Origin of the sequence: Marivita sp. (genome assembly GCF_017643905.1) — a bacterium.
GTDB lineage: Bacteria > Pseudomonadota > Alphaproteobacteria > Rhodobacterales > Rhodobacteraceae > Marivita.
Window position 1 is genome coordinate 1 of record NZ_JAEPMO010000036.1, and the last position, 15,757, is coordinate 15,757.

Annotated in this window: 21 protein-coding genes; 17 read left to right on the forward strand and 4 right to left on the reverse strand. The window is 61.8% G+C overall.

Translation table 11 applies throughout. The features are described 5' to 3' along the window. The 15 genes from JJ869_RS07595 to htpX all read left to right on the forward strand — a co-directional run. On the forward strand, positions 1-219 hold a 219-nt coding region (locus JJ869_RS07595), incomplete at its 5' end, for a hypothetical protein (protein WP_292265758.1). Continuing rightward, the gene (locus tag JJ869_RS07600; RefSeq protein ID WP_292265761.1) at positions 212-691 is read left to right on the forward strand and encodes a hypothetical protein; all 480 of its coding nucleotides are present in this window, start codon (positions 212-214) and stop codon (positions 689-691) included. The genes JJ869_RS07595 and JJ869_RS07600, both read left to right, overlap by 8 nt. Then, on the forward strand, positions 688-1,581 hold the full coding sequence (locus JJ869_RS07605) for an ATP-binding protein (protein ID WP_292265763.1): 894 nt from the start codon (positions 688-690) through the stop codon (positions 1,579-1,581). Before JJ869_RS07600 ends, JJ869_RS07605 begins: the two co-directional genes overlap by 4 nt. Positions 1,582-1,594: 13 nt before the next feature. Beyond that, positions 1,595-2,278, forward strand: a complete 684-nt coding sequence (locus tag JJ869_RS07610; RefSeq protein WP_292265765.1) for a hypothetical protein — start codon at positions 1,595-1,597, stop codon at positions 2,276-2,278. Between the two features lie 11 nt (positions 2,279-2,289). After that, the gene (locus tag JJ869_RS07615) at positions 2,290-3,987 is read left to right on the forward strand and encodes a DEAD/DEAH box helicase (protein ID WP_292265768.1); all 1,698 of its coding nucleotides are present in this window, start codon (positions 2,290-2,292) and stop codon (positions 3,985-3,987) included. 224 nt (positions 3,988-4,211) lie between these two features. Continuing rightward, positions 4,212-4,412 (forward strand): DUF6511 domain-containing protein, encoded by a 201-nt coding sequence (locus JJ869_RS07620; RefSeq protein ID WP_292265771.1) that lies wholly within the window; start codon positions 4,212-4,214, stop codon positions 4,410-4,412. Beyond that, on the forward strand, positions 4,412-5,179 hold the full coding sequence (locus JJ869_RS07625) for a hypothetical protein (RefSeq protein WP_292265774.1): 768 nt from the start codon (positions 4,412-4,414) through the stop codon (positions 5,177-5,179). The genes JJ869_RS07620 and JJ869_RS07625 overlap by 1 nt, the downstream gene beginning before the upstream one ends. Further along, entirely contained in the window at positions 5,131-7,569 is a 2,439-nt protein-coding gene (locus JJ869_RS07630) for an AAA family ATPase (protein ID WP_292265776.1), read from the forward strand. Before JJ869_RS07625 ends, JJ869_RS07630 begins: the two co-directional genes overlap by 49 nt. A 519-nt stretch (positions 7,570-8,088) precedes the next feature. Further along, the gene (locus JJ869_RS07635) at positions 8,089-8,574 is read left to right on the forward strand and encodes a hypothetical protein (RefSeq protein WP_292265836.1); all 486 of its coding nucleotides are present in this window, start codon (positions 8,089-8,091) and stop codon (positions 8,572-8,574) included. A gap of 5 nt (positions 8,575-8,579) precedes the next feature. Next, positions 8,580-8,780, forward strand: coding sequence for a hypothetical protein (locus JJ869_RS07640; protein WP_292265838.1), 201 nt, complete (start codon positions 8,580-8,582; stop codon positions 8,778-8,780). Then, on the forward strand, positions 8,773-9,159 hold the full coding sequence (locus JJ869_RS07645; RefSeq protein ID WP_292265778.1) for a DUF6362 family protein: 387 nt from the start codon (positions 8,773-8,775) through the stop codon (positions 9,157-9,159). The genes JJ869_RS07640 and JJ869_RS07645 overlap by 8 nt, the downstream gene beginning before the upstream one ends. 235 nt (positions 9,160-9,394) lie before the next feature. After that, complete coding sequence (locus JJ869_RS07650) at positions 9,395-10,537, forward strand: serine hydrolase domain-containing protein (protein WP_292265779.1); 1,143 nt, start codon at positions 9,395-9,397, stop codon at positions 10,535-10,537. Between the two features lie 454 nt (positions 10,538-10,991). Further along, entirely contained in the window at positions 10,992-12,251 is a 1,260-nt protein-coding gene (locus JJ869_RS07655) for a site-specific DNA-methyltransferase (protein WP_292265781.1), read from the forward strand. Continuing rightward, positions 12,248-12,508, forward strand: coding sequence for a hypothetical protein (locus JJ869_RS07660; protein ID WP_292265783.1), 261 nt, complete (start codon positions 12,248-12,250; stop codon positions 12,506-12,508). The genes JJ869_RS07655 and JJ869_RS07660 overlap by 4 nt, the downstream gene beginning before the upstream one ends. A 62-nt stretch (positions 12,509-12,570) precedes the next feature. Next, a complete protein-coding gene (gene htpX / locus JJ869_RS07665; protein ID WP_292265786.1) occupies positions 12,571-13,473 on the forward strand; it encodes a zinc metalloprotease HtpX in 903 nt (300 codons plus the stop codon). 13 nt (positions 13,474-13,486) lie between these two features. Here the strand turns inward: htpX and JJ869_RS07670 are convergent, their stop codons facing one another. The 4 genes from JJ869_RS07670 to JJ869_RS07685 all read right to left on the reverse strand — a co-directional run bounded on the left by JJ869_RS07670 (position 13,487) and on the right by JJ869_RS07685 (position 14,977). Further along, positions 13,487-14,011: a DUF3489 domain-containing protein gene (locus JJ869_RS07670; protein WP_292265788.1), complete on the reverse strand. Its 525-nt coding sequence runs from the start codon at positions 14,009-14,011 to the stop codon at positions 13,487-13,489. A gap of 93 nt (positions 14,012-14,104) precedes the next feature. Next, a complete protein-coding gene (locus JJ869_RS07675; RefSeq protein WP_292265790.1) occupies positions 14,105-14,506 on the reverse strand; it encodes a hypothetical protein in 402 nt (133 codons plus the stop codon). Continuing rightward, positions 14,503-14,784: a hypothetical protein gene (locus tag JJ869_RS07680; protein WP_292265791.1), complete on the reverse strand. Its 282-nt coding sequence runs from the start codon at positions 14,782-14,784 to the stop codon at positions 14,503-14,505. Before JJ869_RS07680 ends, JJ869_RS07675 begins: the two co-directional genes overlap by 4 nt. 10 nt (positions 14,785-14,794) lie before the next feature. Continuing rightward, positions 14,795-14,977: a hypothetical protein gene (locus tag JJ869_RS07685; RefSeq protein WP_292265792.1), complete on the reverse strand. Its 183-nt coding sequence runs from the start codon at positions 14,975-14,977 to the stop codon at positions 14,795-14,797. A gap of 201 nt (positions 14,978-15,178) precedes the next feature. Between JJ869_RS07685 and JJ869_RS07690 the strand changes: the two genes are divergently transcribed. Further along, positions 15,179-15,418, forward strand: coding sequence for a type II toxin-antitoxin system ParD family antitoxin (locus JJ869_RS07690; RefSeq protein WP_292265794.1), 240 nt, complete (start codon positions 15,179-15,181; stop codon positions 15,416-15,418). Then, complete coding sequence (locus JJ869_RS07695) at positions 15,415-15,747, forward strand: type II toxin-antitoxin system RelE/ParE family toxin (RefSeq protein WP_292265796.1); 333 nt, start codon at positions 15,415-15,417, stop codon at positions 15,745-15,747. Before JJ869_RS07690 ends, JJ869_RS07695 begins: the two co-directional genes overlap by 4 nt. The last annotated feature ends 10 nt before the right edge of the window (positions 15,748-15,757 follow it).

Below are 15,757 nucleotides of genomic sequence, written 5' to 3' on the forward strand. Positions count from 1 at the left end.
AACCCGCTCTATGTCCCGCCGACACCCCAACAGGCCGCCTGGCAGCATGTCACCGGGACGTTCCGGGCCTTCGCTGAATGGGCGACGGACGACGCTCTCGCCTTGGCCCGCGAGGGCATGAATGAGGCGCAGGGCAGCCAGTTTCATCATCTCGACGTCGCGGCCATCGCGGCGGGGTCGAAAGCTTTCACCAACATCAAGGAGTGGTTCGATGCTTGACAGCCAGTCAGCAGCCTTTGCCGAACGCGTCTGGGAGGTGGCCTCCCAGCTTGGCAACAATGCCCCGAAAATTGCCGACGACATCATGGGCGCGGCATTCCCTTTGACCTGTTCGCAGGCACGCGCGGAAGGCGCGATGCGTATGCTGCGGACCGGGATCATTTCTAAAGTGAAGCGGATCCTGCGTAACCGTCACGACGTGATGACCCAGACGGATTTCGCCGACCGGTGTGATGCCTTCGCACCGATGGTCCGCGACCTGCGCTCGAAATCCTACTTCGTCGAAAGCGCCGAGGAATACGTCGCGGTCCCGGACCTGATCGAAGACCCGGATCTGCTCAATGACGCGCGGCACTTCATGCGGCGCAAGGGCCGCGAATGCCTCCCCGAGGCCGACCGGCTCGACGCGCTTTACACCGCTGTAACCGGCAACGCCTGTGCCGCCGAAATGACCGGTGAGGTGCTGTCATGACCGGCGCGCTTCCCATCATCACCGCTGATCAGCGCCTGGCTGAGTCCCGCGGCATCAAGGGCGTGATCTTCGGCCGCTCCGGGATTGGCAAGACCAGCCTGCTCTGGACGCTGAACGCCTCAACCACGCTGTTTTTTGATCTCGAAGCTGGCGATCTGGCCATCGAAGGGCTGGCGATCGACGCCGTCCGGCCGCGGACCTGGACGGAATGTCGTGATTTTGCGGTGTTCATCGGTGGGCCAAACCCGGCACTGCGCGATGATCAAGCCTATAGCCCCGCGCATTATGCGGCCGTCTGCAAGAAGTTTGGTGATCCTGAGGCCCTCGCCAAATACGACACGGTCTTCATCGACTCGATCACCGTGGCCGGGCGGCTGTGCTTTCAGTGGTGCAAGGGCCAGCCCGAGGCGCACTCGGAAAAGACCGGCAAGCCCGATGTGCGCGGCGCCTACGGGCTGCACGGGCGCGAGATGATCGCCTGGCTGACCCATCTGCAGCATACGCGCGGCAAGAATGTCTGGTTCGTGGGCATCCTCGACGAGAAGCTCGATGACTTCAATCGTAAGGTCTTCGTGCCCCAGATCGATGGATCAAAGACCGGTCTCGAGCTGCCGGGCATCGTCGATCAGGTCATCACCATGGCCGAGATCAAGGGCGAGGATGGCCAGCTTAAGCGCGGCTTTGTCTGCCAGACGCTGAACGCCTGGGGCTACCCGGCCAAGGACCGTTCTGGCCGCCTGGAGCTTCTCGAGGCCCCGCATCTGGGCCAGCTGATGGACAAGATCCGCGGCCCCCTCGTGCCCGCTGAACGGCGCCTGACCTACCAGCCGCCACAGCTGCCCGCGCCATCTCCGGCGCAGACCACCCCTTCCGACACCCCATCCAGCTGAAAGGAGCCCAGCCATGTCTGGACATTGGAACGATTTCAACGACGCGCAGTCGAACATCAACCTGATCCCCAAGGGCACGCTCGCCAAGGTGCGCCTGACCATCCGCCCGGGCGGGTTTGACGATCCAGCCCAAGGCTGGACCGGCGGCTATGCCAAGCGCGGCGGCACGGGTTCTGTCTATCTCGATGCCGAATTCACGGTGCTCGAAGGGCCCTACGCCAAGCGCAAGATCTGGTCGATGATCGGGCTCTACAGCCCCAATGGCCCGAACTGGGCCAATATGGGGCGCAGCCTGATCCGGGGCATCCTCAACTCGTCTCGCGGGATTTCCGACAAGGACAACTCGCCCGAGGCCCAAGCGCGGCGCCGGATTGCCGGCTTCCATGAACTTGATGGTCTGGAATTTGTCGCCCGCATCGATGTCGGCACCGACACCAATGGTGAGGAAAAGAACGAAATCAAAAGCGCACTGGCGCCGAACCATCGCGATTACGCGTCCGTGATGGGCCTCGGTGCATCCGCTATGCCTGGTGCGCAGGCCAGGCCTTACAATGCCCCGGCCAGCACGCCGCCACAGGCAGCGCCGACGGGGCACGGCTATGGCACCGCGCCTCAAGCCCCTCAACAGCCTGCCCAAACCCCGTCGCAGCCCCAGGCCAGCCCCGGTTTCGCCGGCCGGCCCAGCTGGGCTGAGTGAGGGGATCGGCCATGCGACTGCGTCCCCGCCAGAAACTCTTCGTCGAGCGCAGCCTTGCTGCGCTCGCTACCCGAGCCAACACGCTTGGCATCGCTCCGACCGGGGCAGGCAAAACGATCATGCTTTCGGCGGTCACTGGCGAAAGCATCGGCGACACCACTGCAAAGGCCTGCGTGCTGGCCCATCGCGACGAGTTGACGGAGCAGAACCGGGAGAAGTTCGGGCGGGTCAATCCGGCCATCATCACCTCCGTGGTGGATGCCACGACCAAGTCCTGGGGCGGTCAGGTGACCTTCGCCATGGTCCCGACGCTGACGCGCGAACGCAACCTGGCGTCGATGCCGAAACTGGACCTGCTCGTCATCGATGAGGCCCATCATGCGGTCGCCGACAGCTACCGTCGCATCATTGACCATGTGCGCGATGCCAATCCCGACGCCCGCATCTTCGGTGTGACGGCCACGCCGAACCGGGGCGACAAGAAGGGCCTGCGCTCGGTCTTCGACAATGTCGCGGATCAGGTCCGGCTTGGGGAATTGATCGCCTCAGGGCATCTGGTGCTGCCCCGCACATTTGTCATCGATGTTGGCGTGCAAGACAAACTGCGGGCTGTGCGCAAGACCGTGTCGGATTTCGACATGGGCGAAGTGGCCGAGATCATGGACCGCGCGCCGATCACCGAGGAGGTGATCCACCACTGGCAGGAAAAGGCGGCAGGCCGCCCGACAGTCGTCTTCTGCTCCACCGTTGCCCATGCAGCCCATGTGGCCGAGGCGTTCAACGCGGCCGGCATCCCAACTGGCCTGATCCATGGCGATCTGTCCGGTGAGGAACGGCGCAACATCCTTGCCGCCTTCGCCGCCGGCAAAATCCGCGTTATCACAAATGTGGCCGTGCTCACGGAAGGCTGGGATCACCCGCCCACGTCGTGCGTCGTGCTGCTTCGGCCCAGTTCCTACAAATCGACCATGATCCAGATGGTGGGCCGGGGCTTGCGAATCGTCGATCCGGCCGAGTTCCCGGGCGTGGTCAAAACCGACTGCATTGTCCTCGACTTCGGCACCTCGAGCCTGACCCATGGCACGCTGGAACAGGATGTCGACCTCGACGGCAGCACTGGAAATGGTGAGGCCCCGACCAAGACCTGCCCGGGGTGCCAAGCCGAAATCCCACTTGGATGCCGGGAATGCCCGATCTGCGGGGAAGTGCTGGTCGACGAAGAAGATGAAGCTGAAACCCGCGAGCGCGCGCTCGGTGGGGCGTTGTCCGGGTTTGTCATGACGGAAATCGATCTCCTGAAGCGTTCAAGCTTCGAATGGGTCGATCTCTTCGGGTCCGAGGATGCGCTGATGGCCACGGGCTTCACGGCTTGGGGCGGCATCTTCTGGTTTGAGGGCCAATGGTACGCGGTCGGCGGCCGCAAAGGGGCACAGACCCGACTTCTGGGCATCGGCGAGCGGTCGGTATGCCTCGCTCAAGCCGATGACTGGCTCAACGCGCATGAAACCGACGAGAGCGCCTTCAAGACCCGCGGCTGGCTGAGCCAGCCCGCCACCGACAAGCAGCTGCAATATCTCACGCCGGCTGCGCGCAGCGATTACGGCCTGACCCGCTACGAGGCCTCCGCGCTGATGACCTTCACCTTCAACAAGCGCGAGATTCGCGGCTTGATCATGGCTGCGGCACCAACCGCGCGGGCGGCTGCATGAGCCATGTCGCGCAAATGCAATCCCCGCCCGCAAAGGCTGCGGATCGCCCGGGCTTTGATCGCCTCTGGCATCCGCGCGGCACGCTCTGCGCCGTCTGCACGTCTCGCACGCGCGGCTTTGGTTGGTTCGATCCGAACAAGCCCCGCGGCAAACGCAGATCCCGCTGGTTCTGCTCGATGCAGTGCCAGTCGGCATTCAACCGAAAAGCGAAAAGAGGACTGAGCATGGTTGATTTCACCGAAGAGGAAACTCAGGCGCTGCCCGCCGTGATGCGCGCGCTTGCGCCCGAGATGGAGCACATCGGCTGGGACCGGACACTGAGCCAGCTGACCCGGGGCGACATGCATCGGCTGATCGTGGTCACCATCGAGGCCTTCCGCGCCGAGATGGTCGAGATCGCCAGCCAGTCGGAGGTGCCCTTCTGATGCTGGATTATAACCGAACTCCCAGTTTAGACGAGCGGATCAATGAGACCATCGACGCGGCGATCGCGGCTGAGAACGCCACCCGCACGCCCCGTGACTATCTCGGCGGTTCCCGCCTTGGGCATGCCTGCGAACGCGCTCTTCAGTTCGAGTTCACGGCGACGCCGAAGGACGACGGCAAGGATTTCTCTGGCCAGTCTTTGCGGATTTTCGCCATTGGCCATGCGCTTGAGGATCTGGCCGTCGCCTGGCTGCGCGCTGCGGGTTTTGACCTCTACACGCGGAAGGGTAACCGCCCTGATGGCGGTCAGTTCGGCTTCTCTGTCGCGGACGGGCGCATCCGCGGTCATGCCGATGGCATCATTGCAGCCGGGCCCGAGGGCTTCGGTCTCGCCGTTCCCGCGCTGTGGGAATGCAAGACGATGAACGCGAAGAACTGGCGCGCCTGCGTCAAGGACGGCGTGGCAAAATCAAAGCCTGTCTACGCCGCCCAGATCGCCGTCTATCAGGCCTATATGGAAGCGCAGGTGCCGGGGATTTCCGCCAACCCGGCGCTCTTCACCGCGATCAACAAGGACACGGCTGAGCTTTACCACGAGCAGGTGCCGTTCGACGCCGAGCTGGCGCAGCGCATGTCCGATCGCGGTGTGCGCATCTTGCGCGCCACCGACGCGGGCGAGTTGCTGCCCCGCTTCGCCGCCAATCAGGACTTCTTCGAATGCCGTTTCTGCTCCTGGGCCGAACGCTGCTGGAGCCTGCCGACATGAGCGATGCCCCGAAGGACCCGCCCGAAAACGACGACACAGGGAAGGATGCCACAATGGCTCACGATCATGATGACCGTGCAGAAACGACGGAGCCACCGAAGGAAAACCTGATCCATTTCAATCCGTGGCGCGATTTCAACGATGCTGGGCCCATGGCCGATGTCTTCGGCGATGAGCCAGACCCTGAACAGATCGCCCAGTTCATGGAGGTGGTCTTCGGCTATTGCGACGGGCTAATCCCGGTCCGGAGCTTCATCGACAAAGGTCAAGGGATCGATGGGCGCCCGCACAACATCTGGATCGAAGCCTGCGACAACACCACCGACAAGATGGCGACCTTCGCCAATTGGGCGTCGCGCGAGGGTGCGGCCGTCTATGTGATCCCCGGCACGGTCGCTGCCGCAGGGCAAGCCAAGGCCGCTGAGGTGCTGCAGATGCAGGCCGTGGTGGTCGACATCGACAATGGAGACATTGCCGCCAAGCGCGCTCATCTTGAACGCCATCTCGGCCCGCCCACCATGGTTGTGGAAAGCGGTGGCATCACGGCTGAGGGACAGCGCAAGGCCCATGTCTGGTGGAAACTCACCGAACCTGCCGAGGGCAGCGACCTTGCGCGCGTGACGCGCCTGCGGGGCGATATTGCCGCCAAGGTCGGTGGCGATATGCATTTCCGCTCCGCCCACCAGCCGATCCGGGTCGCGGGCTCGGTCTATTACAAGAACAACCTCAAGACCCAGGTCCAGATCGTCGAATTGAACGCCGAGCGCGAACGCGATCTCGGCGAGTTCATCGAGGCGGTGGCTGACATGCCGCCTGCACCGGGCGTGAACCTCGCACCGGATTTCACCACGCCTGACAAGCCGCGTGTGGATGAGGTGCTGGTCACGCCGGTGCGCGAAGGCGGTCAGGACGACTGGTCGCGCTTCGAGGGCGCCTCGGCTGCGATCGGCTATTTCATCCGCATGGTGCACGACGGCCGCCTTTCGAAGGATGATGGGTGGGAGGCGATCTGCGGCTACAACGCGGCGATGCTGCGCCCCCAGTGGCCTGTGGAACGGCTCAAGCGCGAGTCCGAACGCCTCTGGGCCATCCATGTCGAAAAGCATGGACCGCCGCTCATCCGGCTCGACAGCGCCGCGCCTGTGCCAGACGAGATGCCCACCTTCACGCTCGGCGCGCTCCTTGATGACACGACGCCGATGCCGGCCGATATCATCGCACCGCGCGTGCTGACGCCGGGCGGGCTCTTGGTTCTGGGCGGCGCGCCAAAGGTGGGCAAGAGCGATCTTCTGATCTCCTGGCTCGTGCACATGGCCGCCGGGCAGCCCTTCCTTGGCTTCACTCCGCCGCGCCCGCTGCGCATTTTCTATCTGCAGGCCGAGATCCAATATCACTACCTGCGCGAGCGCATGCAGCAGATCAGCCTGCCGCCGCGTCTCCTGACGGCCGCACGCGACAACCTGGTTGCCACGCCGAAGCTAAAGATGCTTCTCGACACCGAGGGGAGTGTGCGTGTGGCCGGGGCCATCCGGCGCGCCTTTCCGGCCGAACCCATCGACATCATCTGCATCGACCCGATCCGGAACCTTTTTGACGGCGGCCCAGAGGGCGGCGGCGAAAACGACAATGGTGCGATGATGTTCTTCCTAAAGGATCGGGTTGAGGTTCTGCGCGACCATATCAATCCCGATTGCGGGGTGATCCTCGTTCACCACACCAAGAAGCTGAGCAAGCAGCAGGTGAAGGACGATCCGTTCCTCGCGCTCTCCGGCGCCAGCGCGTTGCGCGGGTTCTACACCTCGGGGCTGATCCTCCACCGGCCCGAGGAAGACAACTCGCAGCGCAAGCTGGAGATCGAACTGCGAAATGGGCCTGCGCTGGCGTCGAAGATCATCGACAAGGTCAAGGGCGAGTGGGTCGAGATCAACCCAATGAACGAGCGGCTCGTCAGGGCCGAAGTCGGCGCGAAATTCGATGCCGAGCGAGTCCGAAAGCATGATGTGATCCTGGGGCTTCTACTCGACGAGGCGGCAGAGGGACGGCTCTACACGATCACGCAGTTTGCCGAAAATTTCGAAAACACCGGCGGTCTTGGGGGCAAAGATGCCATCCGAAGCCGGATTGGGGTGCTCGCAACTCAAGGGTTTATCAAATTCGTACAAGACGCCGCTGCGTATGGTTTGGGGCCATCACGCTCGCGGTTCGGCTTTATGTGCGTCGAGGGCATGGCCATCCCGATGGAGGGGGAGGAGGTCGATCCTGACACCGGTGAAGTGTCTCCGATCAGAACACCCGTGCTGCCCACGCATTACAAATCCGCCCAGACCGGTGCCGTTCTTGAGGTCGAGAACCCTCAAATCTGGGTCTATCCCGAGGGGGAGCGGACATGATTTCGCTGACCAGCCCTGTTGCGCAGATGTGCGCGGAAACCAGTTTCGACCAGTTTCGGGCTCAAACCGAAACTACCCCGTCAAGGCACCGCAGGATTACGCAGGTTCAAGCTGTGATCAGTTTGGGGGTGTTTCCGAAACTACCCCTGCAGATTTACGCAGGGACCGCAGCAGATACGCCTCAATCAGATTGGGCTGAGGTGCAGGTTTCGGGTGTCCGAAACTGCAAAGTTCTCATCTACAACAATCACTTGGAGGCGCATCCTACACTAGGTGTTGTAAACCCACCCCCTTCGGGGGTGGGGGAGAACGCCGCAAGGCGTGTTCTCCCACTCCCACCCCCAGGGGGGTCTGCACGCGCGCCGCCTTGGCGCCCAGAAGATCTGCATCCGACGACGGCGGCCGGTACCGCCAAGCATCAACCGCCGTCGTCTTCCGCCCCAAGCAGCCAACCAGAAAAGGAGACCACCCATGGCTGACCTGACTCTCGCCAGCGCCGATGTCGGCGCAACCCCGAAAATGCTACCGCCTGAGCGCGGCCGAACAGTCCTTGCCCTCGACCTCGGTACAACCACCGGCTGGGCGATCCGCGGCCATGAAGGTCTGATCACCACCGGCACCGTCAGCTTTAAGCCTGGCCGCTACGATGGCGGCGGCATGCGCTACCTACGCTTCACCAACTGGCTCACGGAGATTGACCGTCTGTCTGGCCCGATCGAAGCCATCTATTTCGAAGAAGTGCGTCGGCACGCAGGTACTGACGCAGCCCATGTTTATGGCGGCCTTATGGCTACGCTGGAAACCTGGGCGGAGCTTCGGGGCGTACCTTACCAGGGCGTACCAGTTGGCACGATCAAGAAATTTCTGACCGGCCAGGGCAATGCCAACAAGCAGGCTATGATCGATGCCGCCCGCAAGCGCGGCTTTAGTCCCACTGATGACAACGAGGCGGATGCCGTCGCCATCCTGCTCTGGGCGATTGAGACGCAAGGAGGGCTGGCCTGATGGGTATGCCCTTCACTCCCAAAGGTTACGGCGGCAAACGCCGTGACCCCGATCAGATCAAGCGCGATGGTTGGCACGAGCAGGGCGTGTTGGCAGTCAGCGTCGATGATCACCGGCTCACCTGGCCGGAACGCGAGCTGGTTCGCCAGCTGGGGGAAAAGCTCTACGGAGCGGTGCCCTCGGCTAGGGAGGTGCGTAATGGCTGAACGCAACTGGACCGCCGAGGATGTTGCCGATCATCTCGAGGAAGCGTTCCGCACTCTGCGCAAGCTGCCGCCGGTGAAGGTGCAGGGCTACTTCAACGCCTGGCCGCAGATCGTGCGGTCGGAAAAGGAGATCCTCGAGATGGAGCCCGAGCCCATGCGGGTCTGGCCATCGGCCTCTGCCATCACGCGGCTGGAGCAGACCTTTGACTGGGTGCTGTGGATCGACGAGGACGAACGTCGATTGATCTGGTGGCGCGCTGCCCGGCGTCCTTGGAAGGAGATCACTTACGAATTGGGCGTAGATCGCAGCACCGCTTGGCGGCAGCACAAGCTTGCGCTGACCAAGATCGCGACCCGGCTCAATGCTGCAGCTGCATAAAGTGTTGCAACACTTTTCCTTTCGACAAATGCAACAATTTCATGCTATGTGAAGCATATGATGGGGAGAGTACGTCGCGGAGACGTCTCTCCCCGTTTTGGTTCCATGCAACGCTGTATTGGCTTGCAGCGATATGCCGATGTCCGTCGGTCTTGACCCAAAATTATATAGAGCTTGACCGCATCAGGAGAACCTCGCCACTCTGGTCGCATCACTGGAGGAGGTTGAAAAAACAATGGCACTGCAGAAAGTTCTGGATGAGGCTGTCTCGGCCGAAGATGCACCCTTTCTCGTCGGCATGACGGGCAATGCACAGGGCATCACGTGGTCTGGTGCATCGGGAGATGCAGCACCCGGCCGCCCCGCAGCCACGGACACTGTTTTTCGAATTTTCTCGATGACGAAGGCAGTCGGATCCACAGCCGCAATGATCCTGATCGATCGGGGTGAGTTGGACTTCGACACGCCTGTGGAAGAGGTTCTACCCGAATTCGCGGATATCCAGGTGCTGGAAAGCTGGGACGGCGATACGCCGGTGCTGCGCGCGCCAAAGTCCAAGGCTACAGCGAGGCAGCTCGCCACGCACACCTCCGGGCTCGAATATGAGTTTTGGAACGCTGGTCCTGGGCAATTCATGGAAAAGACCGGAACGGTTTCGATCCTGTCTGGCCTGAAGGCCTCGATGTTTTATCCGATGATGACCGACCCCGGGACGCGTTGGGGATACGGGCCTTCGATCGACTGGCTGGGATTGATGGTTGAGAAGATTAGCGGCAAGCGGATCGACGCTTTCCTCAAGGAAAATCTCTTCGGGCCACTTGGAATGTCGGACACGGACGTTGAGGTAAGAGATCACATGGCCCCCCGCTTGGCTGGGATAAAGGCGCGGGGAGAGGACGGACAATTCGGTGACTTTGATCTGGCACCCCCGTCTGATCCTGAAGTCTACGGTATGGGGCACGCGCTGTATTCGACCCCTGAAGATTACATGAAGTTCCTGCGGATGTTCCTGAACCGAGGCGCACTCAATGGTCATCGGGTTCTGAGCGAACAGGGCGTCACCCGGATGTTGGAGAACCACATGGGACCGTTGACCTTTGAGAAGATGGTCACGGTCGCCCCACCGGTCACCGCCGACTTCGATCCGTTCCCGGGCACGACCAAAACCCACAGCTTCGGGTTCATGCGGAACGAGGCAGACATTCCGGGCATGAGGCGCGCAGGATCACAGAGCTGGGCAGGGGTTCTGAATAGCCATTATTGGTTCGATCCCACCTCGGATCTAGCTGCAGTGATCATGACCCAGTCGCTGCCATTCGTTGAGCCGCGTTGGATGAAGACCTACCAGGCGTTCGAGCGGGCCGCATACGCAGCTTGACGATCTCTTGCTGTGTCCGGTCAGACGCTTAGCGCCGGACTGGACACAGCTTTCTGTGTTCTCATGCGTGAGATGTTTTTCGGTGGCAAACGGTCACCGATTTTCCCGAAAAAAACTGTCTCTGCTCAAAATGTTGCGCCTCTTAACCCATTGAAATTGAACGGGTCCCTCCTGTTCGTGACTGTATTCGGGGGGGCGAGGCCCGGAACTTCGCTAGCGTCAGGGCGATTTTTTTGGGAGTCCACCCCGCTCGTAATCCACCCCGGATCGCCTGAAAGAATAGCAAAATCAAACGTCTGACTGGACTCCGCAGGTGGATACCTGGTGGTCTCCGGAGTCCAGTTGGAAGCCACCTCCGGAGTCCACCCGCGGAGTCCAGCTGGACCCCGCTCTTGGAATCCACAGCACCGCCCGTCGATGGCCGCGCGCCACTCTATCGTACAGGATCACACCCATGACCCTCGCCTTCGCCCCCGAGCGGATCGAGCACTGGCCGCTTGCGCGCCTGCAGCCCTACGCGAAGAACGCCAAGATGCATGGGAACGACCAGGTCGCGAAGATCGCCGCAAGCATGGCCGAGTTTGGCTGGACCGTGCCGTGCCTTGTCGGCGAGGACGGTGAGCTGATCGCGGGGCACGGGCGTGTCCTAGCTGCGACGCAGCTCGGGCTCGTCGAAGCACCCGTCATCGTGCTGGGTCATCTGACCGAGGCGCAGCGCCGGGCCTATCGCATCGCGGACAACAAGCTGACGGAACTCGGGACCTGGGACGAGGCGCTGCTGTCGGCGGAACTGCAGGACCTGTTGGCCGAGGATTACGACCTGTCGCTGATCGGCTTCGACGATGGCGATCTTCAGGCGTTGCTCGCCTGCGATGGTGAGACAGAGGGGGGCGCACATGAAGCTGAAGACGGCGTTCCCGAGCCGCCCGAGGATCCGGTCAGCCGTCCGGGCGATCTATGGGTTCTCGGCAAGCATCGACTGCTCTGTGGCGACAGTACGGTCGCCACAGATGTTGAGCGGGTTCTAAATGGGGTGAAACCCCAATTGCTCATAAGCGATCCACCCTACGGAGTTGATTACGATCCGAGTTGGCGCAACCAAGCCGGTGCTGCCAACACCAAGCGCACTGGCAAGGTGCTGAACGATGACCGTGCCGATTGGCGAGAGGCCTGGTCGCTCTTTCCCGGCGATGTTGCGTATGTTTGGCACGGCGCGCTGCACGCGGCGACTGTTGCAGAAAGCCTTGAGGCTTGCGGCTTCAACATCCGGTCCCAGATCATCTGGGCCAAGGAGCGTCTGGTGCTGAGCCGCGGCGATTATCACTGGCAACATGAGCCCTGCTGGTATGCGGTACGCGCGAAGGGCAAGGGCCACTGGGCCGGTGACCGCAAACAGACCACGCTCTGGCAGATTGCCAGCAAGGACCAGGATGCGACCACCGTGCACGGTACGCAGAAGCCGGTCGAGTGCATGCGCCGGCCGATACTCAATAATTCGAGCTCAGGTCAGACTGTCTACGAGCCGTTCATGGGATCAGGCACCACGCTGATTGCGGCCGAGACGACAGGACGGGTCTGTTACGGCATCGAACTGAACCCGGCTTATGTCGATGTAGCTGTTGAGCGCTGGCAGAACTTCACCGGCAATGAGGCGATTGTAGAGGGCAGCGAGATGACCTTTAGTGCGTTGAGAGCGGAGCGCGAGGCCGCGTGAATCAGTCCCGCCTTATGTCACTGATCGAGTCCATCGCCAACGTGATCGTCGGTTACGGCGTTGCGGTCATGACGCAGATTCTGATCTTCCCGATCTTCGGGCTGTACACGACGCTGGCGCAAAATCTTCAGATGGGTTTGGTATTCACGGTGGTGAGCATCGCCCGGTCCTACGTCTTGCGGCGGGTGTTTGAGGGCTGCAGGCCGCGACGCCCGGACTTCACAGGATGCAAGACGCCGAGTTCAACGACCCGTTGACCTGCTTGTGCATGCCCCGTCGGCTGCCCATATCTTGTTCCGTATCGCAGGAGGATACGGAAATGGCAGGTTACATACGAACCACCATGCTGATGGCGGTCATGACAGCGCTTTTCATGGGCGTGGGCTGGATGTTGGGCGGTGGTTCAGGGGCTATTCTTGCTTTGCTGTTCGCGGCGGGCATGAATCTTTTTACCTGGTGGAACTCAGACAGGATGGTTCTGTCGATGCATGGCGCGCGCCCTGCAACAGGTCCCGATGCGCGCGCGCTGCAAGAGATGTTGATCGAGTTGTCGCGTAAGGCCGATATGCCCATCCCAGCGCTCTACATCATCGATACCGATCAGCCGAACGCGTTTGCTACGGGACGTAGCCCCAATCGCGCAGCCGTGGCCGTAACGACTGGCCTGTTGCGAAACCTGAGTCATGAAGAGATCGCAGGCGTGGTTGCGCATGAACTGGCTCATATCCGTAATCATGACACGCTGATCATGACCGTGACCGCGACATTTGCTGGTGCGATCTCGATGCTTGCAAACTTCGCCATGTTCTTCGGTGGTCGGCGGGACGGGCCGATGGGCATCCTTGGCGTAATTGCCATGATGATTGTGGCGCCGCTGGCCGCGATGCTGGTTCAGATGGCGATCAGCCGGGGCCGCGAGTACGAGGCCGACCGGATCGGCGCCGAGATTTGCGGCAGCCCGCTGTGGCTTGCCTCTGCGTTGACCCGCATCTCGGGATTGGCTGCTCGGCTCGACAACCACATGGCTGAACGGAACCCCGGAACGGCGCATATGTTCATCATCAACCCACTTCATGCACATGGGTATGACAACCTCTTCGCGACGCACCCTAGCACGCAGAACCGGGTGGCAGCGCTGAAGGCCATGGCGCAAGACCGGCGAACCCCAAAGCGAAGTGGGCACGCGACGCGAAGGTCTGCACGCAGCGGGCCGTGGGGATGAGCAGCGAAGTGATTCAGCCCAACCGATAGACCCTTCCACGCCCTTCGACCTTCTTGGAGGTAACGGTCAGACCCAGTTTTTTCTTGAGCGCGCCGGAGAGGAAGCCCCTGGCCGTATGTCCGGCCCATTGCGTGGCGGCCGTGATCTCCTCGATCGTCGCCCCACCCTCGGCGCAGAGCATGGCGATCACCGCCTCTTGCTTGGTGCCGCTGCGCCGCCGCGTGGGCTCTGGCGTGGCAATGTTCTGCTCAGGGCCGCCTGACTGCTCCTCCGGATTGTCGGCGATCCCGAGGATGCTGTAGGCCAGCGATGTGGCGCGCAGTGTGATCGGGCCACGCTCCTCGTCATGCCGATAGACGGTGTTGAGGTCGGTTGCCGGGGTTTCCTCGATCAAGCCCTGCTTCAGAAGACTTTTGCAGACATTGCCGACGGCGCCGCCCTTGATGCTGGCGGTGACGGGAAACACCATTGCGTCCGCGCGCGCGCAAGCGGCGGAAAGAATGATGGCTTGGGTGTCGGACAGCTGGATCTGGGTCATGGGTCGTCTCCGGTTTTGGCCCGCGCGACATGCGGGGGGCTTCTACCGGGTAAAGCCCGCCTGCGCGGGCTGTCAGAACCGGGCTGTGCGGGATCAATCGCTTTGGGCCATGCTCGCGGCGACACCGAAGTGCTGAACCCAGCCGGTCAGGTAGGGCAGCCCCGCGGGGATGCCGTGCTCGCGCTCGGTCTTGCGATCGGTGCGCCAGCCCTGCCAGCGGCGGATTGCGGCGGCGATGGCGGGCTCGAGCCCGATGTTGCAGCCGGTCATGTTGCCGACCACATCATCGGCGAAATGCCGTCCTATCCGGCTGTCCAGAAAATCGCGGATGCCGATCGTCTCATCTTCGCTGTCGGCGCGGATGGCTTCGGCGATCAGGCGCGACGCGAGCGTCCAGACCTCCGCGCTGCGGCGGTCACGCTGGGGGCAGACGGTCAGGGTGCGGAAGAAACCGTAATCCTCGTTGCGGCTGGGAAGGCAGGGGTACGTGGTCATTGGCCCGCCCTCCATTCGACCCAGCCGCTTTTTGTGAACATGTAGGTGTGGGAGAAATCGCAACGTGGCTCAGGATAGACAATTGGCGCGCGCGGCGGGTCGAAGCAGTCCAGCGCCTCAGCGGTGACCTGCCGCATTTCCTTCGCTGCGAGAATGTCCTCGGGCGTCCATGCAGCCAGTGCGGGCAGCATGTGGCTGGGGTAGCCGTCAAAGTGCACATAAGTGTGGGCCCATTCCTCGGGGCCAATCTGAATGGCGATCTGTGCGCGCGTGCTCATAGCGGGATCCTCACTTCTGTTCCGCGGTCAACGCCAGAAGAACGGCGGCCATACCGCCGAGGTATTCGCTCCGGCGGAACACGATCTCGTCGATGTGACCGGCGTTATCGATGCTGGGGTCGAGGGCTAGGCTGTCGGCATGCTGGGGCATCAAGCGTTGTGCTTCGGCGTTGTAGCGTTCTGCGAGGGTCATGAGCGCGTCTCCGATCGAGTTTTGGACTGATGAGACGGTCGCTCTGCAGGGGCGGTTAATCAACTTAATTCGCAGCAATTACATTGCTTTAGTTTCTCTCTCTGGTGCTAATGTGAACATTGCAAGTTGTAGGTTTCAACGCCCTTCGACCTCATAGCAAGGCTCTTGGCAAAATTTGGCAAGACGGGTAAGATCGGACGCATGACAACGATGAACATCTCCCTGCCCGATGCGCTGAAGACCTATGTTGATGAACAGGTCACCGGACGCGGCTATGGTACGTCCAGCGAATATGTCCGCGAGCTGATCCGCAAGGATCAGGATCGTCAGAGGCTGCGCGGTTTGCTGCTTGAGGGCGCAGCGTCGCCAGCGGGTGAGCCCATCGATCAGGATTATTTCGCGAGCTTGCGCGCCCGTGTTTCGAGCTCGGGCAAGGCGTGAGCGGCAAGCCTGTCGTGCCAAGAGCGCGCGCCCGTCAGGATGTTGATGACGCTCTCACGTACTATTTGCAGGAAGCGGGTGAGGATGTCGCGCTGCGGTTTATTGAGGCATTGGAGGCGGCCTATTGGCATCTGTCAACGCATCCTGCGAGCGGATCGCTTCGCTACGCCTATGAGTTGGATTTGCCGGGCTTGAGGGCGTGGCCTTTGCGAGGCTTTCCCTGGCTTGTTTTCTACGCCGAGGCCTACCAACACGTTGATGTCTGGCGTGTCCTTCACGGCAGCCGAGATATCCCGAAATGGATGGGTGAGGGGCTCGGCAACGAATAATTGGGAGAGA